The sequence below is a fragment of the Sporosarcina aquimarina genome, assembly GCF_019748715.1.
GTDB classification, from domain to species: domain Bacteria; phylum Bacillota; class Bacilli; order Bacillales_A; family Planococcaceae; genus Sporosarcina; species Sporosarcina newyorkensis.
In genome coordinates this window covers 1-24,903 of record NZ_JACLBZ010000002.1, presented here as the reverse complement: position 1 = coordinate 24,903, position 24,903 = coordinate 1, and the positions used below count along the sequence as shown (strand labels likewise).

Annotated in this window: 20 protein-coding genes and 1 pseudogene; 19 read left to right on the top strand and 2 right to left on the bottom strand. The window is 44.2% G+C overall.

Translation table 11 applies throughout. From position 1 onward, the window contains the following. The first annotated feature begins 95 nt into the window (after positions 1 to 95). From parE to H7J92_RS00205, 4 genes are all read left to right on the top strand, one after another. Positions 96 to 2,111: a DNA topoisomerase IV subunit B gene (gene parE, locus H7J92_RS00220; RefSeq protein WP_009496677.1), complete on the top strand. Its 2,016-nt coding sequence runs from the start codon at positions 96 to 98 to the stop codon at positions 2,109 to 2,111. Continuing rightward, positions 2,108 to 4,534, top strand: a complete 2,427-nt coding sequence (gene parC / locus H7J92_RS00215) for a DNA topoisomerase IV subunit A (RefSeq protein ID WP_221834974.1) — start codon at positions 2,108 to 2,110, stop codon at positions 4,532 to 4,534. Before parE ends, parC begins: the two co-directional genes overlap by 4 nt. Positions 4,535 to 4,916: 382 nt before the next feature. Beyond that, positions 4,917 to 5,495 carry a cupin domain-containing protein gene (locus H7J92_RS00210; protein WP_221834972.1) on the top strand — a complete coding sequence of 193 codons (579 nt, stop codon included), beginning with the start codon at positions 4,917 to 4,919 and terminating at the stop codon, positions 5,493 to 5,495. 133 nt (positions 5,496 to 5,628) lie between these two features. Beyond that, a complete protein-coding gene (locus H7J92_RS00205) occupies positions 5,629 to 6,009 on the top strand; it encodes a VOC family protein (RefSeq protein WP_221834970.1) in 381 nt (126 codons plus the stop codon). 100 nt (positions 6,010 to 6,109) lie between these two features. Here the strand turns inward: H7J92_RS00205 and H7J92_RS00200 are convergent, their stop codons facing one another. Then, positions 6,110 to 6,985, bottom strand: a complete 876-nt coding sequence (locus tag H7J92_RS00200) for a LysR family transcriptional regulator (protein ID WP_221834968.1) — start codon at positions 6,983 to 6,985, stop codon at positions 6,110 to 6,112. Between the two features lie 115 nt (positions 6,986 to 7,100). Here H7J92_RS00200 and H7J92_RS00195 point away from each other — a divergent pair, with 115 nt between their 5' ends. From H7J92_RS00195 to H7J92_RS00125, 15 genes are all read left to right on the top strand, one after another. Then, the gene (locus H7J92_RS00195) at positions 7,101 to 8,075 is read left to right on the top strand and encodes a cupin domain-containing protein (RefSeq protein WP_221834966.1); all 975 of its coding nucleotides are present in this window, start codon (positions 7,101 to 7,103) and stop codon (positions 8,073 to 8,075) included. Next, positions 8,075 to 8,293: a DUF1450 domain-containing protein gene (locus tag H7J92_RS00190; RefSeq protein WP_221834964.1), complete on the top strand. Its 219-nt coding sequence runs from the start codon at positions 8,075 to 8,077 to the stop codon at positions 8,291 to 8,293. Before H7J92_RS00195 ends, H7J92_RS00190 begins: the two co-directional genes overlap by 1 nt. Before the next feature lie 499 nt (positions 8,294 to 8,792). After that, entirely contained in the window at positions 8,793 to 9,833 is a 1,041-nt protein-coding gene (locus tag H7J92_RS00185) for a serine hydrolase domain-containing protein (RefSeq protein WP_221834963.1), read from the top strand. 401 nt (positions 9,834 to 10,234) lie between these two features. Beyond that, positions 10,235 to 12,388 (top strand): acetate--CoA ligase family protein, encoded by a 2,154-nt coding sequence (locus H7J92_RS00180; protein ID WP_246602376.1) that lies wholly within the window; start codon positions 10,235 to 10,237, stop codon positions 12,386 to 12,388. A 14-nt stretch (positions 12,389 to 12,402) separates the two neighbouring features. Continuing rightward, positions 12,403 to 12,846: an FAS1-like dehydratase domain-containing protein gene (locus H7J92_RS00175; protein ID WP_009496660.1), complete on the top strand. Its 444-nt coding sequence runs from the start codon at positions 12,403 to 12,405 to the stop codon at positions 12,844 to 12,846. Positions 12,847 to 12,861: 15 nt separating this feature from the next. Next, positions 12,862 to 13,287 (top strand): MaoC/PaaZ C-terminal domain-containing protein, encoded by a 426-nt coding sequence (locus H7J92_RS00170; RefSeq protein ID WP_221834961.1) that lies wholly within the window; start codon positions 12,862 to 12,864, stop codon positions 13,285 to 13,287. A gap of 28 nt (positions 13,288 to 13,315) precedes the next feature. Next, entirely contained in the window at positions 13,316 to 14,476 is a 1,161-nt protein-coding gene (locus H7J92_RS00165) for a thiolase C-terminal domain-containing protein (protein ID WP_009496658.1), read from the top strand. Between the two features lie 11 nt (positions 14,477 to 14,487). After that, positions 14,488 to 14,925: a Zn-ribbon domain-containing OB-fold protein gene (locus tag H7J92_RS00160; protein ID WP_009496657.1), complete on the top strand. Its 438-nt coding sequence runs from the start codon at positions 14,488 to 14,490 to the stop codon at positions 14,923 to 14,925. Positions 14,926 to 14,956: 31 nt separating this feature from the next. After that, on the top strand, positions 14,957 to 16,153 hold the full coding sequence (locus H7J92_RS17905) for an acyl-CoA dehydrogenase family protein (RefSeq protein ID WP_221834959.1): 1,197 nt from the start codon (positions 14,957 to 14,959) through the stop codon (positions 16,151 to 16,153). Between the two features lie 20 nt (positions 16,154 to 16,173). Beyond that, positions 16,174 to 17,307: an acyl-CoA dehydrogenase family protein gene (locus tag H7J92_RS00150; RefSeq protein ID WP_078816624.1), complete on the top strand. Its 1,134-nt coding sequence runs from the start codon at positions 16,174 to 16,176 to the stop codon at positions 17,305 to 17,307. A gap of 18 nt (positions 17,308 to 17,325) precedes the next feature. Beyond that, positions 17,326 to 18,813, top strand: a complete 1,488-nt coding sequence (locus H7J92_RS00145; RefSeq protein WP_221834958.1) for an aldehyde dehydrogenase family protein — start codon at positions 17,326 to 17,328, stop codon at positions 18,811 to 18,813. A 159-nt stretch (positions 18,814 to 18,972) separates the two neighbouring features. Further along, positions 18,973 to 20,415, top strand: coding sequence for an MFS transporter (locus tag H7J92_RS00140; RefSeq protein WP_078816626.1), 1,443 nt, complete (start codon positions 18,973 to 18,975; stop codon positions 20,413 to 20,415). Between the two features lie 34 nt (positions 20,416 to 20,449). Further along, positions 20,450 to 21,223, top strand: coding sequence for an electron transfer flavoprotein subunit beta/FixA family protein (locus H7J92_RS00135; protein ID WP_221834957.1), 774 nt, complete (start codon positions 20,450 to 20,452; stop codon positions 21,221 to 21,223). 29 nt (positions 21,224 to 21,252) lie between these two features. After that, complete coding sequence (locus H7J92_RS00130; protein WP_221834956.1) at positions 21,253 to 22,239, top strand: electron transfer flavoprotein subunit alpha/FixB family protein; 987 nt, start codon at positions 21,253 to 21,255, stop codon at positions 22,237 to 22,239. Positions 22,240 to 22,404: 165 nt separating this feature from the next. Further along, on the top strand, positions 22,405 to 24,396 hold the full coding sequence (locus H7J92_RS00125) for a helix-turn-helix domain-containing protein (RefSeq protein ID WP_221834955.1): 1,992 nt from the start codon (positions 22,405 to 22,407) through the stop codon (positions 24,394 to 24,396). Positions 24,397 to 24,682: 286 nt separating this feature from the next. Here H7J92_RS00125 and H7J92_RS00120 read toward each other — a convergent pair. Then, a pseudogene (locus tag H7J92_RS00120) lies at positions 24,683 to 24,903 on the bottom strand (IS4 family transposase); the annotation flags it as partial.

Here is a 24,903-nt window from a genome sequence, read left to right as displayed (position 1 = left end):
TGTCACCTTTTCCGCGTTGCAATCCTAAGATTTCTTCTATACAATAGGTTGAGCTGAAACAAAACGTTGATTTGACAAGGTTTATCAGAAGATGTATGATAAAATTAAGAGAACATTTGTTTGACGGGGGTTTCATTTTGACGAAACAGAAAATACAAAATACGTATGATGATAGTTCCATTCAAATTTTAGAAGGCTTAGAAGCTGTTCGAAAAAGACCGGGAATGTACATTGGTTCCACGGATACTCGAGGGCTTCATCATTTAGTTTACGAGATAGTCGACAACTCGGTAGACGAAGCGTTAGCAGGGTTCGGAGCAGAGATTGATGTGACGATTCACTCTGATGGCAGTGTCAGTGTTCGAGATTATGGACGAGGCATGCCAACAGGTTTGCATCAGTCCGGGAAGCCTACAGCGGAAGTCATTTTAACTGTACTGCATGCAGGCGGTAAATTCGGACAAGGCGGCTATAAGACAAGCGGCGGATTGCATGGTGTTGGCGCATCCGTGGTTAACGCCTTATCTGAATGGTTGGAAGTGACGATCTTTCGGGAAGGCAAAAAGTTCCGTCAGCGTTTTGAAAACGGCGGACATCCTGCTACCACGCTAGAGCAAATCGGCACGACAAAAGAAACGGGCACGATCATTCATTTCAAACCGGACAAAAAAATCTTTTCAACGATCAAATATCAATATGACACACTAGCTGAGAGATTACGTGAGTCAGCTTTTTTATTGAAAGGATTAAAGATTGTCCTGCAAGAAGAAGGTACCGATAAAAAAGATGTTTTTCATTACGAATCAGGTATTGAAGCGTTTATCGAGTATTTGAATGAAGAGAAGGATGTTCTGCATGACGTTGCATATCTAGAAGGTGAAGTGGAAGGCATTGAAGTCGAATTCGCCTTCCAGTTTAGCGATGGCTATGCGGAAACTATTCTTTCGTTCGTCAATAATGTCCGGACGAAAGACGGAGGGACACATGAAACAGGCGCTAAAGCAGCGATGACACGTGTTGTTAATGAGTATGCACGCAAGACCGGTTTGCTGAAGGAAAAGGATAAGAACCTGGACGGCGCGGATATCCGAGAAGGGATTGCAGCGATTGTCTCTGTTCGTATCCCGGAAGAAATTCTGCAGTTTGAAGGCCAGACGAAAGGCAAGCTCGGAACGAGTGAAGCCCGTACCGCGACGGACGCAGTAGTGTCTCAAAAGTTACTCTACTTCTTGGAAGAAAATGCTGAATTAAGTGCGAATCTTGTGCGTAAAGCGATCCGTGCACATCAAGCCCGCGAAGCAGCAAGAAAAGCGAGAGAAGATGCACGTTCCGGCAAAAAACGCAGAAAATCCGATACATTATTATCAGGAAAACTGACACCTGCCCAGTCCCGTAATGCAGCTAAAAATGAATTATATCTAGTGGAAGGTGACTCTGCAGGCGGTTCTGCAAAGCAAGGACGTGACCGTACGTTCCAAGCGATTCTGCCGCTGCGTGGTAAAGTCATCAATACGGAAAAAGCCAAGCTCGAAGACATCATGAAAAATGAAGAGATCAACACAATTATTCATGCGATCGGTGCAGGAGTCGGAGCAGATTTTCAAATCGAAAACGCTGCATACGACAAAATCATTATTATGACGGATGCCGATACAGACGGCGCCCATATCCAAGTATTATTGCTGACATTCTTTTACCGCTATATGAAACCTTTGATCGAAGCAGGGAAAGTGTATATCGCACTGCCGCCATTGTTCAAAGTGTTCAAAGGGTCAGGCAAGAGCGAGAAGCTGGAGTATGCGTGGACAGAAGACGATCTGGATGAAGCGATGAAGAAGATCGGTAAAGGCTATATGCTCCAGCGCTATAAAGGGCTTGGAGAAATGAATGCTGACCAATTATGGGAGACGACGATGAATCCGGAAACACGGACACTCATACGTGTGACGATTGAAGACGGTGCGAAATCCGAACGTCGTGTCACGACATTAATGGGTGATAAAGTGGAGCCGCGTCGAAAATGGATCGAAGAAAATGTCGATTTCGGCTTAATTGAAGAACATAATATATTAGATAATGCATTTATACATGTTGAGGGGGATATGGAATGACCCATTCAGAAACTTTTCAAGATCTTCCCTTAGAAGAAGTGATTGGCGACCGATTTGGGCGTTACAGTAAATACATCATTCAAGACCGTGCGATTCCCGATGCCAGAGATGGTTTAAAACCAGTTCAGCGTCGGATTTTATATGCGATGTATCATGAAGGAAATACCCATGATAAAGCATTTCGTAAATCGGCAAAAACAGTCGGTAATGTCATTGGTAACTACCATCCGCACGGTGACACATCTGTTTACGATGCGATGGTACGGATGAGTCAACACTGGAAGCTGCGCCATGAAATGATTGATATGCACGGAAATAACGGATCTGTTGACGGCGATTCAGCTGCGGCAATGCGTTATACGGAAGCAAGACTATCTGCCATTGCCAGTGAAATGTTGCGCGATATCCGTAAAGAAACGGTTGATTTCGCTCCAAACTTTGATGATACGGAACTTGAGCCGACGGTCTTGCCGGGACGCTTTCCTAATCTACTTGTCAACGGAGCGACAGGTATTTCAGCAGGCTATGCGACAGACATTCCGCCTCATGCTTTGCATGAAGTCATCGATGCGGTCTTTATGCGACTAAAAAATCCCGAAACTAGCGTTGAAGACTTAATGACCGTGCTTCCAGGACCGGATTTTCCAACAGGCGCCATTATTCAAGGAACCGACGGCATACGCAATGCGTACAAGACAGGCAAAGGACGCTTTGTTATCCGCGCTACGTGGGAAATCGAGCAGTTGAAAGCCGGTAAATCACAAATTGTCGTTACGGAAATACCGTATGACGTCAATAAAGCGAACTTAGTGAAAAAAATGGATGAATTGCGCCATGACCGCAAATTGGATGGAATTGCAGAAATTCGTGATGAATCCGACCGGACCGGATTGCGAATTGTGGTGGAACTGAAGAAGGATATGGACGGCAATGCCATCATGCAATATTTATTGAAACATACCGATCTGCAGATCACGTACAACTTCAATATGATTGCGATTGCCGGAAGACGTCCTATGCTCATGTCGCTTCCAATGCTGCTCGATGCGTATATCGATCACCAAAAAGAAGTCATTACAAGACGCTCCACATATGATATTCGAAAGGCAAAAGACCGTTTGCATATCGTGGATGGCTTAATGAAAGCCTTGTCTATACTGGATGAGGTCATTAAGACCATTCGTGCGTCAAAAGATAAAAAAGATGCGAAACGAAACTTGATCGATGCATATCAATTTACGGAAGTCCAAGCCGAAGCAATTGTTTCTTTGCAGTTATATCGTCTGACGAATACGGATATCACCGAATTGAAAGAGGAAAAAGAAGAACTGCGCATGTTGATTAATGAACTGGAAGAAATTCTTGCAAGTGAGAAGAAACTTGTAGCTGTTCTGGTGAAAGAACTGAAGGCTATTCGCAAACAGTTCTCTGAACCGCGACGTTCTGTAATTGAAGAAAAAATAGAAGAGTTGAAAGTGGACTTGGATATTTTAGTGCCAAGCGAGGAAGTCATGGTGTCTGTAACGAAAGGCGGCTATATTAAGCGCACTAGCATGCGCTCGTATTCGGCGTCGAATGGTACAGGCCAGGAGATGAAGGAATCCGATTATAATTTATTGGAAGCTGCGATGAATACACAGCATCATCTCTTATTGTTCACGTCATCCGGGAATTATATCTATCAGCCTGTCCACGAGCTCCCTGATATCCGCTGGCGCGACTTAGGGCAGCATCTATCAAGTGTTGTCGGACTTGAGCCGAATGAAGAGCTGGTGGACGTTATCGGGCTCGAAACGTTTGATGAAAACTTGAGTATATTAACTGCAGCTTCAAACGGCAATGTGAAATTATCTAAACTGACCGACTTCCAGGTACAGCGCTATAATCGTTCATTCAAAGCAATGAATGTGAAAAAAGGCGAGACACTCGTAGGTGCGCAGGTGGTCACAGGTCAAGAAGACGTGTTATTAGTGAGCAAGCAAGCATATGCATTGCGATTCTCTTTATCTGAATTGGCCATCACTGGCATACGTACAGGAGGCGTCAGAGGGCTTCATTTGAAGGCAGAAGACGAGCTGGTAGCATTTGAAGTGATTACAGAGCAAGTCAAGAATATTTTCGTTGCGACTCAGCGCGGGTCGGTGAAAAGAATGAACATTTCAGAGTTCGAAGTGGCTTCACGAGCACTTAGAGGCGTAACGGTACTAAAAGAGTTGAAATCCAATCCATATCGGGTTGTGGATATGAAGGCAGTGAAGGAAGACGAACAATTTGTATTATTGACGACAAAAGACCAAAAAATTGAGATTGATCCGATGTCATTGAAGAATACGAATCGACAATCCACTGGTAGTTCTATTGTGGACGAAGCGAAAGAAGGAAAGATTGTCCAAGTGGCTGTAATGAAGAAGGAAGATAAATAAAAACAGAAACCCGCCCGAAGAGTCAGGATTAGCTGACATTTCGGGCGGGTTTTCTTTTTCTGTGACAACCTGCCCTTTCATCGTCAGATCAAGTAAATGTGCAGCGGGCATTTGGCAAGGATCTTCTCATTGTCTTTCTTAGATATCTGGTAGCATTGGCACAAGATATGGAAATTTGGAATATGCAGTACAATTATGCTGATAAAAGATTTTTTCACGGAGCGTAATTACAGAAAACACTAAATTCTTATATGCTTTATAAGTTGAATGGAAAACTAAGTCAGTAGGCTGTCGAAGCCAAATATCAGTATCGATAATAACAACCTAACTACCTAGTGCATATGCTAAGTTTATGATCATATGGATTAGGAGGTATATTACAGTGAATAACCCTTATTTTATGTATCCTTGTCTAAACCTTTGTTACAGTTATGTACCAATGTGTAACTGTAATACTATTTGGAATTACGGCTATTGGAATATTTCAGATGCAGCGGACTCTCCGAACCATTCTTTAACGTATCCAAATAGTTTTAGAAATACAAGCGATCTCGTGGTAAAAGATCATGGAGAAAACCCTTTTGTAGTAAACATCAGTCAGGCTGCCAAGCAAAATAATACCTATCGTGACGCTATCTGGACCGGAAAACACCTACAAGTTACCTTAATGAGTATTAACGTTGGAGAAGATATAGGATTGGAGATTCATCCAGACGTTGACCAATTCCTGCGCATTGAGGAAGGCCAAGGACTTGTCCAGATGGGAAAAAGCAAGGATAACCTAAACTATGTAAGAAACGTTGGTAATGATTCTGCCATTATGATACCCGCTGGTATATGGCATAATGTAACCAATACGGGTAATTCTCCGTTAAAGCTTTATTCAATCTATGCACCGCCGCACCACCCATTCGGTACTGTTCAAGAAACGAAAGCTGATGCAGAAGCCGAGGACCATTAAGACGTGAATGAATGATCAATTTCGTTGTACTTTGACGGAATTGATCATTTTTAATTTTGCTGTTATACTTGAATGTTTTAAGAATTGATCATTGAAAACGGGTAAACAATAAAGGGTAAAAGGAGAAACGTGAATGATTACTAAAATCGGTCAAATTATGCTTTATGTAACTAATCAACAAGAAGCAGTTGATTTCTGGACGAAAAAAGTAGGCTTTATTATCGTTGCGGAAGAAAATGGACAAGGAATGAGATGGATTGAAATAGCTCCCTCAAAGGATGCGGAGACCAGCATCGTATTACACAATAAAGAAGTAATTGCTAAGATGTCTCCTGAGTTAAATCTTAGTACTCCATCTTTGATGTTTACAACAGAAAACCTCGATAAATTATATAACGACTTAGCAAATCAACGTGTTACTGTCGGAGAGATTATGGAAATGCCGACTGGTAGGGTGTTTAACTTTGCTGATAGTGAACAAAGTTATTTTGCAGTTGTGGAAAAAAGTAACTAACATTTTCAAGTTTCAAGAAATGATGCCAGATCCTAAACAACTTCGAATTGTTTAGGATCTGGCATTTTTTCGAGAATAGGCCTCTGCATCTCTGAGGATTCTACACAACACTCCGAGCCACCCGATCTGCAATCTCACAAAAAGTTTTCACAAGAATGGATTGGTCACTGCGCCGATACGTAATGCCCATCGAGACGAGAGGCAATTGTTGAATGGACTCAATGTAGACGACTTCTTGTGTATGAAGGTTCATGGTCGATTGAGGAACAATGGTGATGCCGATTCCTACGGCAACTAAACCGATGACTGTTTGAAATTCGAGCGCTTCTTGTTGGATGACGGGATTACATATGCCTAGGATTTCGGTGTAGAGGCCGGGCCATGTTCTAGGTGATAATAATACGAACGGGTATGGCTTTAAATCGTCCAGGGTGACTGCTTTTAATTCGAGTAAGGGATGCTGTTTCGGGACCGCGAGTACGCAAGGATCAATGGAGACGATTTCGGTGTGGAGTGTGTCATCGAGGACAGGGGGTCTTAGGACACCGACGTCGATTTCGTTCTGTCGCAGTGCTTCGAGTTGGTCAGGTGTCGATAATTCAGAAAGGTGAACTTGGACGTCGGGGAATTGGTGTCGGAATTCCCGTAACACAGCAGGGAGAATGTCATAGGTAGCAGAACCAACGAATCCGACGCGCAAAGACCCAAGTTTTCCAAGATGAATCCGTTTTGCATTTTCAATTGAACCTTCTAGGGAATCGATAATTTTGACGATATCCTGATAGAATTGTTGTCCTGCCTCTGTTAATTCCACGCTTCGGTTCGTTCTAGAAAAAAGTAGAATATCCAATTCTTTTTCCAAGTTTTGAATTTGCATACTTAATGGTGGTTGTGTAATATGTAATCGTTTTGCCGCGCGACTGAAATTTAATTCTTCCGCCACAGCTATAAAATAGCGGAGCTGTCTTAATTCCATTGTTGCGTCACCAACTTTCTAACTATTCGAAAAACGTATCGTTGTTATATGAATTATATACTTCACGAATGATGACTAGCAAGCTAAACTTACAGATAACAAATGAATGGAGGAGATGTCATTGTCAACAAATGCACAGGCGGGAAAATTTGCTATTGGGGAAGCGGTGGAAAATTGGACGGGGAACGCGCGGTTTTTGGAGTATACCAATGCGGCGGATCCAATTGGAAGCGGTATCATCAGTCCGATACCCGCCAAAGAATTTGGTCCGGAGCTTTATCATGCTGGTGAAACGAGAATCGTCACATTAGACCTGAGTAGAGAATTAAAAACCGATTATTTGGCGACAAGTCCTTCGTTGCTTGCGCAATTTATGCGCATCAATGCGGGGGATTCCATTCAAACGGAACCGAATGCGACGAGTGAACTTTACTATATTATTTCAGGTGCAGGGCACACGGAAGTGAATGGGGAAACCATTGACTGGAAACAAGGAGATTTTGTCACATTGCCATCTGGATCGAATAGTATTCATACGGCGAAAGAAGATACAACGATTTATTATATTGTAGATACGCCTCTTCTTGATTATTTAGGCGTAAAGGCGACAGAGGCCCGTTTTAAACCGACGGTATATACAGCGGAAATGGCGAAAAAGCATTTGGAAGAAGTGGCGAATGCTCCGGATGCACATTTGAAAAATCGAATCTCTATTTTGTTGAACAATGAAAAGTTTGATCAAACCTTGACGATTACGCATGTGTTGTGGGCGATGCTCGGCATTGTACCGGTCGGATCCAATCAGGCTCCCCATAGCCACAAATCGGTTGCTCTCGATTTTGTTGCGTATGCGGCACCTGGCACGTATACACTGGTTGGCGATCAAATTGATCCGAAGACCAATGAAATCATTGATCCAATTCGCATCGACTGGGTGACAGGCAAGGCATTCGTTACACCGCCGGGGCTTTGGCATTCTCATCATAACGAATCGGACGAAGCAGCTTATATCATACCTATTCAAGATGCCGGCCTGCAAACCTATCTGCGCACACTCGATATTCAATTCACGCATTATGATGAAGCTTAATGCGCGCTGTTAAATTTTGTGAAAACAATCTTCGCAGAACCACATCTGAGCAGGCTAAGGAAACCCTTGAAAAGGAGTATTCAGAACTTGTGAACGTCTATGAAACGGGATGCTTCAGACGCTGTCTGCGCTGTAGAGTCAAACCGTTTTGCCAGATTCAATTGCAAACCATTGAAGCAGAGGATGCGGAGGCATTGGTGGAGAAGGTCATTCGATGAACGAGAAATCGTGCAGATTGAGTATTGACGAGGTGAATTGATAGACTGAATTAAATCCTGACAGTCGAATGCATGACCGATGCAGCATATCGTGAAGAAACAAACAAACAAAGCGGAGATCGAAACCCACTCGAAATGTCAGGATTACCTGATAATTCGAGCGGGTTTTGTTTTTGTGCGAGCAAAACGATTGCTCTCTCTAACGTTGGATTGAGTAAATGTGCGGTGGGCGGCTAGTTTGGATCGTTCTGTGGGTGGTTTGGTGCGGTGCGGTTGAGTAAATGTTCGGTTGGGAGGTTTTTCGTTCGGTTCAGCTGTGTTTTGGTGCGGTGCAAAGATACATTGCCACGGTCGGCGGACTTGCCTTTTATGTCCTGCATGTTGTAACAAAAATTTTTCAGTAGCGGCTCCGGATTGTGGCATATTGGGTAGTAAATAGACGTAGTTTTAAAAAGATTTAATTGTCTGCAATACGACCGGGGAGGATCAAGATTTTATTATGGAAAGAACTAAACAAAAAATCGACAGGATCTTTGAACGAACGACAAAAACCAATCAAATACATGAAGCCGTGCTCTTCGTGGAAAACATGGATGGCGACTTTTCTTACGGCACTGGATACGGTGGAAAGAATATCGATACACCATTCCTTATGGCAAGCATCACAAAGCTATTTACTACTACTTGTATTTTAATTTTGAAAGAGCAGGGAAAACTGTCGCTCGATGATGAAGTAGCAAAATATTTAACAAAGGATACGCTGAGCCAACTTCATATGTACAAAAGACAGGACTATTCCACGGGGCTGATCCTATCTAATTTATTATTTCAAACTAGTGGATTGCCTGATATTTTTGAAGAAGGCAGTAACAAGGCAAAAAAACGTGCGATCTACGAAGATCGGCAATTTAATTTTGATGATAAGATCGCGATGACTAAGCAACTGAAACCACATTTCGTGCCTGGTACGGGAAAAAGGGCTCACTATTCGAATATAAACTTTGATTTACTTGGAGAGATTATCGAAACTGTCACGGACTCGACATTGGAAGATGTGTATCAACAATTTATTTTTGACCCATTAGAACTCAGAAAAACCTGTCTCCTGAAAAGTGATGACGATGTCGTTCCAGCTGTTTATTATAAGGATATCGTCTTGTATCGTCCAAAATTCATAAGAAGCAGCCGTGCCAGTGGTGGTATTTCTACGGCACGTGAATTAATGATATTCCTCAAGTCATTCTTTGGAGGAAAGTTATTTAATCAAACCATTTTCAATGAATTGAAAACAATGAACAAGTTGCAAGTCAGCATGTATCCTATTCAATATGGCGCTGGATTTATGATAGTACCCCTAAGTGGTCTCGCCACTCTGTTTACGGGTAAAGGGGAGCTGGTAGGGCATTCCGGCTCAACGGGTTCGTTTGCCTTCTATCATCCTATGCAGGACATCTTTTTTGTTGGAGATGTAAATCAAATGGCGAATCCGGCACTTCCTATACGGTTGGCGATGCGGCTTGCTGTTTCTGTGGGATCATAACTTTTGGCATCTTCGAAATATACCGATTTGTGATGAGGAAAGAAGTTAAATAGAGATAAAAAACGGTTTGCGACCCTATTGCAAAGCGTTTTTTTGATTTGATTACTAGACTTTCAGCTGTAGAGTGAATGGTATGGAAAAGCACAAGAAAAGCGCTTGTCCCGCTCCATTGTCGCGGTGATCGTTCACGAGAGTCGGGGGCACGTATACTGATTGAAAAATTGAAAAATTTAAAAACTCTTTACTGTCGAGTGTCCGCCACTCCATTTACTATTTTTCCAGACCTAATAAAATTAATTACTTAATTCAAAAAAGAAAAAGTAATGGAAAAACCACTTTGCTATGATTCTATTCAAGCAAGTAAATAGAAAAAGTTGATAAGAAAGCGTAGAGGTGAAGAGATGATGAAAATGATGAATGAAGTACTACCATCGAATATTGAGTTGGATCCCTTATTCAACCCAAAAAGAGTTGCCGTACTAGGTGCTTCGGAAAACACGAATAAAATTGGTTACTTGCAATTGAAAGCGCTATTAGACGCAGGCTTTGAAGGCGAGATCTACCCCATCCATCCTACATCGAAAGAAATTGGAGAATTACCTTGTTACGCAAGCGTTGGCGATACACCGGAACAAGTCGATTTGGCTATTCTCTGTGTCGGCATTCATCAAGTAGAGAAATGTTTGATCGATTGTGGCAAAAGCGGTGTCAAGGCGGCGATCGTCTTTGCATCCGGCTACTCGGAGATCGGAGAAGAAGGAATTGTTGCACAAAACCGCCTGAAAGAAATCGCGGAACAATACCATATGCGATTGATCGGCCCGAACTGTGTAGGTCTTCTCAATACAACAAATGGCTTGATGGGGACATTCTCTCCAGGACTCACGAATGTGCCGCTTGGCAAGAAACGTGAAGTGGGATTTGTTACGCAAAGTGGAGCGTTTGGCGTGTTGACATATATTGCGGCAGCTCAACATGGTTTGACGTTTAATTACTTCGTCAGTGTCGGCAATGAAGTCGATGTGAGCTTCTCCGATGTTATTGAATACATGTTGCATGACTCAAAAACAAAAGTAGCAAGCGGCTATTTGGAAGGCGAGAAAAACGCAGCCAAGTTACGGAAACTAGCGAAATTCGCGCTTCAAATCAATAAACCGATCGTCATCATGAAGTCCGGACGAAGCAGCGCAGGCAGTCGTGCAGCGGCATCACATACCGGCTCATTGGCTGGTGCTGATAAAGTATATGACGGATTCTTCAAGCAAGCAGGCATTGTGCGTGCGGACGATTACGATGATATTCTTTCATTCTCTAAATTATTCTTGGCCAATAAACTCCCGACAGGCAAAAATACAGTTATCGTCACGAGTTCAGGCGGCAGAGGAATCAACGAAGCGGATCGTTGTGAGTCGTACGGATTAAACATCCATGCGCTAAGCGATAAAGTACGAAAAGAAATTGAGAAAAACATTCCTGATTTTGCAAGTGCTTCCAATCCGGTTGATTTAACTGCAGCCGCATCGATTACCAATCCAGAATTGTATCTCGCACCATTAAAAGTACTAGTCAATGATCCGGATACGGACATCATCTTATTCCCTGAGTTCCCTATTCACTGGGATGAAAACACACCGCTCCTTCAGGAATTCGTTGAGATATGCAAGAACTCGGATAAGTTCGTGATGATATCGAACTTCCCGCTAAAAGGCATGTCTATTCCAAAAGGCGTCCAGTATCTCGAGGACAACGGTATCCCGTTCATTCTCGGTGACATGAATCCTATCCGCTCGTTGGCAAAATTAGTGGATTATGCAGAGGCTTACAGAAAGGCGCACAAAATCAGCGATGGGCCGGCAAGAACAGAACTGGACGTATCGAACATCCGGCACTTGTTACCCGCAAACCAAACGTTGAGCGAATCGCAGTCGAGCGAAATTCTCTCCGCGTACGGTATCCGCACAGCGAAGCGAATCACTGCCAAGACGGAGGATGCTGCAGTACAAGCTGCTAATAACATGGGGTATCCGGTTGTCATGAAAATCGATTCGCCTGATATTCCGCATAAGACGGAAGTCAACGGCATTCGGCTGAATGTCCAGAACGGGCAGGAAGTGCGCCAGGCGTTCAAGGAAATCTACGGCAGTGCAAAAGAACATTGCCCGACAGCGGATCTTCACGGCATATCCGTCCAGGAAATGTTGCCGGAAGGTGTGGAAGTCATCGTCGGTGTAACAAGTGATCCGACATTCGGTCCTGTCATTATGTTTGGTCTCGGCGGTGTCTTTGTAGAAGTCTTCAAAGATGTATCTTTCCGTGTCGCACCGATCACAAGACAAGATGCTATCGATAAGATGGAAAGCTTGAAGGGCTATCAAATCCTACAAGGCGTACGCAATAAAAAGCCCGTCGATCAAGAAGCAATCATCGACGTGTTATTGAAGGTTTCTAGATTAATTGAAGACTACTCGGATATTATTCAGGAAATAGACATTAACCCGTTAATCGTTTACGAAGACGGAATTGTAGCGGCAGATGCATTGATCATCACCAAATAAGAGGAGGATGGAAAATGGACTTGGATAAAAGTGTTATAGGCTTAATGAGCGACGAATACGTGTTTGAAGTCGAAAGTCGGCATGTCGGCCAATTCGCCACTGCCATCGGAGACGACAATCCACTCTATACAGACGACAGATATGCGAAGGAGTCGGCATACGAAGGGCTAATTGTCCCGCCCACATTCCCGATTGCGATGAACGACAGCAAAGTAGAAATGCCCTTACAACTTGACCATCGGCGGATGTTGCACGGTGAGCAAGAATTCCTCTACTACAAACCGATCCGCATAGGAGATCAACTACGTTGCCAGATCAAAGTAAGTGATCTGTATGACAAAGAAGGAAAGAGCGGAAAAATGCAGTTCTTGAAGCTTGATACGGAAATGAAAGATCCAACAGGCGAACTGGTCTGTATTAGCCGAATGAATATCGTCTATCGCGCAGCGAAAAACTAATGGGAGGGACTTCGTATGATCAAAGATTGGGTGTTGGAAGAATTGACTGTGGATCAGAAACTTGAACCGATGGTGAAGCCGCCGATTACGAAAGTGCAACTAGCACAATATGCAGGTGCTTCCGGGGATTTTAATCCGTTGCATCTGGACGATGGTTTTGCGCAGAAAATCGGAATGGATGGCGTCATAGCGCACGGCATGCTCGTAATGGGTTTCCTTGGGGAATATGTGATGAAAATTGCTGGCAAGGGAGCACGCGTCGCAAATTTTAAGATGCGTTTCGGCAAAATGACGGTACCGGGCGATGAAATACGCTGCACGGGTGTTGTCAAACGAACATATGAAGAAGATGGCAAGCGATGGATCGCACTAGATCTGACGGCCGAGAAAGTATCGGGAGAAGTAGTCGGATCAGGCAGCGCCATCTTACAACTGACATAAACAGACGTGAAATAGGAGGAATATATCTATGGGAACTATTAAGGACCGCTATGCCATTGTAGGCGTAGGAGAGAGCGAACGTTCAAGAAAATCGGGAAAAACGCCTCTGCATTTGGCGCTCGATGCGGCCAACGCAGCAATCAAAGATGCGGGCTTGAAAGCGACGGACATCGACGGATTCATGAACTATAACGAAGGGGATTCCTGTACGTCCCACCAACTAGCAACCTATCTTGGTGTACGACCGAAGTATGTTAAGGATATCCAGGGCGGCGGAGCGAGTACGGAAATGCTCATTGCGGATGCAGTGGCGCTCATTGAAGCCGGCCAGCTGAACACGGTATTGATCTATCGTTCCATGAACGGTAGCTCGGGAACTCGTGTAGGTCGCGGATATGATCCCGATATGCTGCAGAGAGCGCTCACAGGCGGAAGCTTCGTGATTCCGTACGGATCGGCAAGCCCATCGCAATGGTTCGGCATGTATGCGACACGTCATATGCATGAAACGGGCATTACGAAAGAACATCTCGGGCACGTGTGCTTGAGCTTCTATGAGCATGCGCAACGAAATCCAAAAGCTTTCCTGCATGGTAAGCCGTTAACGATGGAAAACTATCTCGCTACACCGGATATTAGTTCTCCATTCAATATTCATGATTCATGCCTGGAACTCGATGAAGGAAATGCGATCATCGTAACGTCTGCTAAAAAAGCAAAAGACTGCGCGTCAAAACCGGTCTATATCATGGGGATGGCGGCAAGACAATGCCATCCGCACGCTCACTACTGGAACGATATCGACCAGGTTGCTTCTGATTACGTAGCGGAAGAGCTCTATGAAAACGCTGGTGTGACACCGGACGATATCGATGTTGCCTCCATCTATGACTGCTTCAGCTGGGTTGTTATGCGACAGCTTGAAGCATACGGATTTGCGAAACGTGGAGAAGTGGGAGATTTCGTTGCAGAAGGCAACTTGAAGATCGGCGGTAAACTACCAACCAATACAGCGGGCGGCATGCTATCCGAAGGTTACACACACGGAATGAACAATGCCATTGAAATCGTCAGACAGCTGCGCCATGACTACAAAGGAACCGACCGCCAAGTAGAAGATTGCAAGATCGGTATTTGTACCGGTTGGGCTGGACCGGATATCGCAGGCGCCATGATCTTACGAAACTAGGAGGAATAACTATGACACAAGCAAAGACTGCTTACCAAAAACCCATTCCATTGAAAGATATAGATAATGCTCCGTACTGGGATGCAGCGGACAAACACCAACTAGCTCTGCAAAAATGTGATGACTGTAATGCGTACTCACAACCGCCGGGCCCTACGTGCGCAAAATGCGGAAGTGAAAACGTCAGCTGGGAACAGTTCGGCGACGATATTAAAGCCACAGTCTATTCGTATGTGGTTTCCTACCGTCCATTCTTACCAGGTTTCCAGGATGAGTTACCGACGATTATCGCACTCGCACAGCTTGACAAAGTGCCAGAAGTGAAAATTATGGGCAACATCTTGAATTGCGAAGAAAAAGATTTGGAAATCGGTATGCCGATCCAAATGACATGGGTGGATATTACGGAAGACCGTGCATTGCCACAGTGGATTCCGGCTACAAATTGATCGATAAATGAGATAGAAAGGATGAGCGAGTGTGGATTTCTCTTTTACAAAAAAAGAAGAAAAATTTAGAATCGAACTACGAACATGGCTTGAAGCAAACCTTCCTGAAGGCTGGCTAGAAGGCAAGCGCGACTTGCCGGAAGACCTGGATGAATACTCACGTGTGTTACGTGCATGGCAAAATAAATTGTATGAAGGCGGATGGGCAGCCATCGCCTGGCCGAAAGAATATGGCGGCCGCAACGCCAGCTTGATGGAAGAAATCATCTACCACCAAGAAATGGTACGCGTCAAAGCGCCGCCACTCATCAACTATATCGGGATCCATATGGTAGGTCCTACATTGATCGACATTGGGACGGATGAACAAAAAGAGAGATACTTGAAAAAAATCCTAACAGGTGAAGAAATATGGTGCCAAGGCTATTCAGAGCCGGGCGCAGGGTCGGATTTAACAGGCCTGAAAACACGTGCAGTAAAAGACGGTGACCGCTGGCTCATCAATGGTCAGAAAGTCTGGACAAGTTTTGGCCACGTGGCGGATAAATGCTTTCTTCTGACAAGAACGAGTACGCACCCAGAAAAGAAGCACCGTGGTATTACGGTGTTCATGATGGATATGCATCAACCAGGAGTCGAAACGTTTCCGATCGTGCAGATGGACGGACACAAAGACTTTAACGAAGTGTATATGACAGACGCTGGAGCGACAGATGCAGATATCGTCGGACAAGTAGACTCGGGCTGGCATGTTCTGATTGCCTTGATGCTCCATGAGCGTACGGGGATCGGTGCAGAACTCTTCACACTCGAAAAGCAATTCAACGATACAGTGGAACTGGCACAGCAGTATAAAGTAAATGGCAAACCATTGATTGAAAATCCTTTAGTCAGACAAAAATTGGCGAATTTCTATGCCCGCGTGCGCGGATCGCTCTTGAATTATTATAAAAACCTGACCACTACGATCAAAAACGGTCAACCAGGAGCGGAAACATCCATCGATAAATTGGTGGTAACTGAATTGAACCAGGCACTCTCTGCATTTGCAGTGGAGATTCAAGGACACCAAGGCGTGCTATTTGATAAGGATGCCGCAGCGGATCCGAAGTGGCAACATTTATTCCTCGCATCATTCGGACAGACAATCGGTGGCGGTACGAGTGAAGTACAACGCAATACGATTGGCGAGCGCGTACTAGGCTTGCCGAAAGACATGGGACGTTAATTGACTTGGAGGGATAAAATATGGACTTTTCACTGACAGAAGAGCAAGAAATGTTCCGTGGACATATCCGCAAAATGTTGGATAAATTCGGCGGTACACAGTTGGCTCGAGAAATGATTGACAATAATCCGGAAAATCTGAAGAAGGTGTACACGACATTAGCTGAACTTGGATGCAGTGGCATCAACATTCCTGAAGAATACGATGGTATGGATCTGGATGCACTCGATCTCGTTCCGACGTTCGAAGAGATGGGACGTTCACTAGTACCCGGCTTATTCATGGAAACTTCAGCGTTGGTAGTACCGACGCTGAAGAAATACGCCACAGAGGAGCAGAAGCAACAGTATCTGCCAGCGGTTGCCTCAGGAGAGAAACTGGTTTCATTCGCAGCACTGGAGCCTTTCAACGACTTCTCCCCAGCAGGTATCCAATGTACATTAGTACAGCAGGATGGACAGTATGTGCTTAACGGCACGAAGACGCTTGTACCGGAAGCGGAACTTGCGGATGCATTCCTCATATTGGTACGCACAAACCAGGAGGATCAAGAGGACGGATTATCTCTTGTGTTGATCGACAAGACAGAAGGGATGAACATCGAGAAACTATCTTCCTTTGACGAATCAAAACATGTAGCGAAAATCGAATTCAATAATCTAGTCATCAAAGAAGATCAAATTATAGGTGAAGTAGACAAGGGATGGATGCAGCTTCAAGAAGGTCTGTTGTACTTCAACGCTGCGCTTAGTTCATACATCGTCGGCGCAATGGAAAGTGTTGTCAATATGGCGACGGAATATGCGAAGATTCGGGAGCAGTTCGGCCAAGCGATCGGACGTTTCCAGGCGATCAAACACAGTATCGTCAACATGAAAGTGAATTTGGAAATTGCCCGTTCACTGAGTCATTATGCCAACTGGGTAGTAGATACGGACGAATTCGATCGAGAAGCAGCAGTATACAGCGCCCGTACATATGCGACGGAGAAATTCATCGAAGTTTCGGCACATAATATCCAGATTCACGGCGGAATCGGAATCACGGAAGAAATCGATTGTCATCTATTTGTAAAGCGCGCTCGCTATTATGATCAGTATTTAGGTTCCACCCCTTTCTATCAAGAAAAAGTAGTCTCTTCACTAGGCTGGTAATTTGAAGGAGGAAAATATATGACGAACGTATCCGAGAAATCCAAATTGACGACTTACGGCAATATCATCAACGGCAAGATCGTACAAGCGAAGGACGGGGCCGTAGCCGACAGTATCGACCCGTCAACAGGCGAAGTGTGGGCAAAGATCCCGTCAAGTAAGAAAGAAGATGCAGAACTCGTGATCCAGGCGGCACGCGGAGCATTTGAAGGCTGGGCTGACCTACCGGCACGTACACGCGGCGATTATATGCGCAAGATCGGGGATATGATACCCGAGTACGCTGCAGAGCTGCTTGAACTTGAGACGCGTAACAACGGCTGGGTACTGGATGAATATGGCTATCTCGCGGAAGTATTGAAGCAAGTCTGGTACGATGCAGCGAGTGCGGCAACATTAGTAGGCGGACAAGGGCGCACTGTACAGATGGGTACAGGAGATTTCGGTTTCACTGTACGCAAGCCGTACGGAGTAGTAGTCGGAATATTACCTTGGAACGCACCATTGTTTACATTTACGATCAAAGCTGCTTATGCGCTCGCAGCAGGCAATACAGTAGTGATTAAGCCGGCTGAAAGCGGAGCGGTTGGATCTTTGCGCTACGGTGAATTGATTTCACAAATTCTGCCTCCTGGCGTACTCAATGTCATTTCCGGTTCCGGTCGCGAAATTGGAGATTATCTTGTCAGTCACGAAGAAGTGAATAAAGTGAGTTTGACAGGTTCAAAGGCAACAGCGGAACGCATCACAAAAGCAACTGCCCATTCACCGAAGTCATTGATTTTTGAACTGGGCGGCAAGTCACCGAATATCGTTTTTGAAGATGCAAATATCGAGCAGGCGGTACATGGATTGATCAACGGAATCTTTACTCCGAACTCCGGCCAGATTTGTGTGGGTGGTTCACGCATGTTGATCCAGCGCTCTATTTACGATGAGGTGATAGGTCGCTTGAAAGAGTTGATGACGGACAAGGAATTTGTCAAGCACGGTAACACACAAGATACTACTAATACAATGGGACCTATCGCAAATGAAGCGCAATTCAAGTCGGTTTGCAGGTATATCGACGAAGCGTCAAAAGACGAGTATGAGGTAGTGTTCGGCGGAAAATACGGCGGACAGGAGGTTCTGCCGGGTCAACCTGAATTCGCGGACGGGTACTGGGTACAGCCTACACTCGTGAAAGTAGCGGACAACAGCACGAAACTAGCTCGTGAAGAAATTTTCGGTCCTGTGGCGGTTGCTATTCCGTTCGATACGGAAGAAGAAGCCATTCAAATTGCCAATGACACGAACTTCGGTCTGGCAGCGGGCGTATGGACGCAAAATCTCGGTCTTGCACATCGTATGATTGATAAGCTTCAAGCGGGTAATGTATGGGTCAATACGTACGCTAGAGTAGGAGCGGACCTGCCGTTTAGCGGTGTAAAGGAAAGTGGTTACGGTACGGACTCGATTTTGGATTATTCACAGGAAAAAGCTTGTGTCATTAATATCGGCTAAATAGCCAGTAACACTCTGATCTGTGGCGGGAGAGCTTCGGTTTTGCTCTGAGCAGACTGAAACTCCTTCTGCGGATTTACTTTTTTAGACCACAGCTAGATGTGACATAATAACCAAAGCTTGAAAACCATTCCATCATCGATAAAGGGAGGCCACTATATGAGTGAAATGGCATTGAAAGATAAATCGATTAATAGAGGTTTTTTATTCATAAGTTTCGGAGCATTCTTTATTATGTTAAGTTTAGCAACCCATCTTCCCGCATACCCGCATATGATTGCCGAATTTAATCTGACGCCGGGATACGCAGTCTGGATGCAACTGGGTCTGGCTGTTGGTTTAACAGGATTCCAGCCACTACTTGGATGGATTGGAGATTCGTTCGGATTGAAGATCGTCATCCTAATTGGCGGTATTTTCATGGTAATCGGATCATTGCTCGTAGCATTCTCGTTTTCTTTCTGGGTGCTCGTTCTCGGTTTATTCTTTAAAGGTATTTCGGGCGCGGCGATTGCGCCATCGGGGATTGCCTATGCCGGTAAATTCATGGTCGGGACACAGCGGGGGAAGGCGATTGGAACGTTTGCGGCGTTTATTACAATCGGTGCGGTATTTGGTCCGGTCATCAGCGGTATGATCGTCGATACGATGAACTGGCAGGCAAGCTTTATATTCACTGCTGTTCTTGGTGGTTTAGGCATTGCACTCTTTGCTTTTGTTCCACACGTCAAAGCACAAGCACGTAAGAAGTTGGATGTTCTTGGTTTGATTTTCGTTATCGCTCTATTGCTCGGTTTGCTGACGATTCCAACATTCATTAACAGCTTCGGAATCGAATCTGGAATGTGGGTTCCATCATTGCTAGTATTCGTCACTGCGTTGATCATCTTGATCGTTGTAGAGAAAAAACAAAAAGCACCGTTGCTCGATTTAGAGTATGTTGCGAATCGGAACTTCTGGGTACCTACGACGATTGCGGTATTCATCCTTATTGGATACGCAGGTGTGATGTACTTGCTGACATTCTTTGTACAAAACGTACAAGGAAAAGACGCTACGACTGTAGGTTTCCTGCAGATGGCAGTGTTCCTCGGGACGTCGGTCGCAGCATATTGCAGTGGAAGAGTTTTAAAGAAATTTTCGGCCCGGACCATTATGGGATCGGGAATTCTCATCTTTTCTTCCGGGATCATCATGTTGAGTTTCGTTAATCTTACGACATCGTTTGCTTATTTGTTCACGGCGATGAGTCTGGTGGGGGTTGGAGCTGGTCTCAAAACGCCGGTCGTCAAAGCATTGGTCGTTTCCAAAGCTTCCGTGCAACGGATGAATGTCGTGACGTTTACGAACACGGTAATAGAAAACCTTGCACAGAGAATGGGCGCTTCGTTTGCGTTGGTCGCGTTCTCAATCTTCTCTGCAAGCGGTAATAACGTCGGCGCGGTAGTGAATACATCTTTCGTCATCATGGGTTTCATCGTCATTGCACTATTATTCTTGCCGTTAATTCCTAAAACAATTCACGGGATCCATACAAGTGAAGAGGATTTAGTTGGTACGAAAATATTGCCGAAACCTTTAAACACTGAAGAAATCAAATAATGGTAACTGTAGAGTACAAGGAGGAGACTTATACATGAATATTTATGTCTTACTGAAAAAAACATTCGACACGGAAGAAGCAATTTCCGTGTCAGGCAATCAAATAGATGAAAGTGGTGCGGAGTTCATTATTAATCCGTACGACGAATACGCAGTCGAAGAAGCGATCCAGCAACGCGACAAGAACGGCGGAACGGTGACTGTTGTGACAATTGGTGATGAGGACTCGGAGAAGCAATTGCGTACGGCACTTGCGATGGGCGCAGATGACGCGGTACTCATCGATACGAGTGACGACCTTGATGAAGGTGATCAATTCACGACAGCGAAGATTCTTGAGACATTTTTTGAAGGAAAAGAAGCGGATTTGATCCTAGCAGGCAATGTGGCAATTGACGAGGCAAGCGGACAAGTAGGACCCCGTCTAGCGGAGCGCCTAAATATGCCTTTTATTACGACGATCGTCAAGCTGGATATTGAAGACGGCACGGCGGAAATTGAGAAGGACGTCGAAGGGGATCTCGAGAAAATTGAAGTATCCTTGCCGGTGCTCGTAACGTGCCAGCAAGGACTGAATGAGCCAAGATATACGTCCCTTCCTGGTATCATGAAGGCGAAGAAAAAGCCACTTGAGCAACTTGAGCTCGATGATTTGGATCTCGATGAAGACGACGTGGAAGCGAAGACGGCAACGATTTCTATTTTCTTGCCTCCTAAAAAGCAGGCAGGGCGCATTTTGGTAGGTGAGACAGGAGAGCAAGTCAAAGAACTGGTCAGCTTATTATCCAATGAAGCGAAAGTAATCTAAGCAATCTACGAAACGAAAGGAGTTTTACTATGAGTGAAAAGATACTAGTAATCGGGGAATTGCAGCAAGGGGTTCTTCGTAAAGTAAGTTATGAGACGATCGCAGCGGCAAAACAAATAAACGAAAACGTAGAAATTCTGGCATTGGTACTAGGTGACGGAGACTTGCAGCAACCGGCTGAAGAAATGATTCACTATGGTGCAGATCGTGTCATTACCGTCTCACATGCTAACTTGAGCAATTATACATCGGAAGGCTACGGACAGGTCATCATGGAAGTGATGGAGGACGAGAAGCCATCCAGCATCATCATGGGCCATACGTCAGTCGGTAAAGATGTGACACCTAAAATCGCAAGTCGCCTGGAACTTGGATTGATCTCGGATGCGGTGGCAATTGAAAAAGAAGACGATCAAGTAGTCTTCACTAGACCGATCTACTCAGGTAAAGCGTTTGAAAAGAAAGTGATGAAAGACGATGGACTGCTATTCGCCACGATCCGTCCGAATAATATTTCCGCATTGGAGCCTGACTCTAGCCGAACGGGTGACATCATAGCAAAAGAAGTGGATGTCAAAGACTTGCGTACGATCGTCAAAGAAGTTATCCGCAAGAAAACGGAAGGCGTAGATTTAATGGAAGCGAAAATCGTTATTGCTGGCGGACGCGGCGTCAAGAGCGCCGAAGGATTCAATGCATTGTATGAGCTAGCGGACTTGCTAGGCGGCGCTGTAGGGGCTTCTCGAGGTGCCTGTGATGCAGATTACTGCGATTACTCGCTGCAAATCGGTCAAACAGGAAAAGTGGTTACGCCCGATCTCTATATCGCGGTAGGTATTTCCGGAGCAATTCAGCATATGGCAGGCATGTCGAACTCCAAAGTGATTGTCGCAATCAACAGCGATGAAGAAGCGAATATCTTTAAGATGGCAGATTACGGTATTGTTGGAGATCTGTTCGAAGTTCTTCCGTTACTCATCAAAGAAATAAAATTAGAAGGTGCGCTCGTATCATAAGTGCCTGTTTACCATAAAAAGCTCGTACAGTTCAATTTATGAACTGTACGAGCTTTTTTGTCTTAGTCTATAACGCGACTAACTTTTTTACCGCGAAAGCGAATAGATAATTCTGTAAATTCATGATATACTACTTGAAACTTACGGTTTATCGGGGGGACTATTTTGAACAATTACGATTTACTGTTAAATGACACGAACTGTGAACTGACCCATCATCAAAACATCGCAAATAAAATCGACCACTTCCAAGTGATCATTATACACGATCACCGGCATAACTTCTTTGACTATAACTACTTAATTAATTTTCCATCTGAAAACGTACGAAAAAAAGTGGATGCCAACCGTATTTTCCCGAGGGGGAAAAACGAGACATTCATCGTCCGTCAGCAAGACTACGAAAACAATATTGATTTATTTTTCAAGATTCGTGTTGATGCGAGACGCGAAGTGCTCGCGAAATCGACAGAGTTCATGGTCGCTAAATTTTTTAGTACTTATGAAGGTCATCTTGCACCGTTGTTTGTGAATAAGCCAACACTCAAATGGGAAATCCTAAATAAATTATATGCTAAATACGATAAAATGGTACGTGCACATACACGTCTAAATGATGAGAATTCTTGGAATGTATTCAGCACGTGGTATAGGACGTATTTAATGAACCATACCGTCAGTGAGATGATCAAAAAGCATGGATACGATACTCTGAACGCTCTTGAAAGAGAAATATTGAATGTATTATTCCTCGAAGAAATGAGGATGAATTTCGCTTCCAACGATAGCTTTCTGAATAAATTTACCGCTGACGTCAACGTTTACATCGAAAAAATGCTTTCGGAAATACTTGCGGTGTTTGAATTAGAAAAAAATTCAATGGAACAGATCAATGAATTACTCGGAGTCGGCGAGCAGGTTTCCGTACATCAGCCTATTGAATCAACAGCAAAAACGAATAATCTTGTTGTCATGAGCAATGCTATCTATCAATTCATTACGGAAGCGATTTCTAACCAAAACTTTGTCTGCGAGCTCGGTCAATGGCCACGAGCAACTATTCAAGGTGCTAGATTAGCAGGTTCTTTACAGCTACTTCCGCGTGAAGAGGATCGAACAGCAAGTCGTATGAATCAACTGCATAATGATGCTCAGATGTTATCAGAAGTCGATGTGGACGTATTAGATTCTCTATGCCATTTGTATTTGGCGCAATTAGGTGACCGCGTAGAAATCCGCTTCGATGATCTACTGACAATCCGTGGACTGAAGACAAAACTTGGAGGAACAGGTAGGCGCGGTGGTTATGAAAAAGAACAACGTATCCAAGTGTTGAAAGCGCTTTCAAATATACAGTCACTATGGATGGAACTTGAGACGGTCTTAGTATATGAACAAGGTAAACCTGTCAACAAGAAGATGCAAGGGCGTGCGTTCATTTTTTCGAATGAAGACGGCAGTCCATGCGAATTGAATGAAAAGTCACTACCAGACCGTCTATATGTAACGATTGGGGAAGTTTTTGAGCCTTTCTTGCAAGGTGCTGCCAGACAAGTAAAGTTATTACCGAATCAAGCGATTGAATTCAATCCGTATCAAAGGAAATGGGAGAAAAAACTCATCCGTTATGTAAGCTGGCGTTGGCGTACTCAGGCACGAAAAGCAAGCTATTTGCAGCCGCATAAAATCAGTACATTACTCGAAAAAATCGGTATACAAATAGATTCACAAGCACCTTCACGTATTCGGGACCGACTGGAGAAAGCCCTTGACCTATTGGAAGAAGAAGGCGTAATCACATTTTGGCAGTACAATCATTGGAACGAGGACGGTATGTCGAAAAAAGGATGGCTACGTATCTGGTTAGATGCTACGATCATCATCGCGCCACCTGACGAGATTGTTAGCTATTATGAGCCGATTGAGAGAAAGAAATCAATCAAGACACCAAACAATTTTTCCTTAGCGCAAACTAAAGAAGAAGTTTGCAAGAACATTGGTAGTGTTTTTAAGGAATGCCGCATCAAACGTGGTTTAACACTAAAACAAGTATCCGACGAATTGAATATTTCGACATCCTATATAAGCAATATTGAACGAGGTGGATCATTACCGTCACAAACTGTCTATAAAAAGATGAAGGACTGGATAACGTAAGTCGGAATGACTTAATATGTGTCAGCTTCACTCAAATACGTAGTTAATGTTTAAAAACCGAACGTACAGGCACTAAAATAGTGTGATACTAAGCAAAGCTCATTTTTTGTCGAGCTTTGCATTTTTATATGTACAATTCCACTAGTGTCGCATAAATAAGTTCGAAATATTCCGTCTATACTTTTCGGCTTTCAAGTGAAAAAACGAAGACAGCTGAACAGAGACAGTAAGCATCCATTTTTTTACTATACCTTTTGGCTACTGTGACAGAAACTGATTGCCTGCGTTACGGCACGCTTTTTCCTTCAATTTTTCGAAGCCAGATATGCGCGGACTTCCATAAAGAAGCTTTCAAATAGCGGCTGATCTGCAAGTAGGTTCGCTTACTTTTGGTCCGCAGCTGTGCCAGGACATTCAGGCAGTAGACGATCATCGCAAGGTACACTTGGTTGTGCACACCCTGCTGACTTTGTGTGTAGAACTTCTTGATGTTCAAATGCTGTTTCA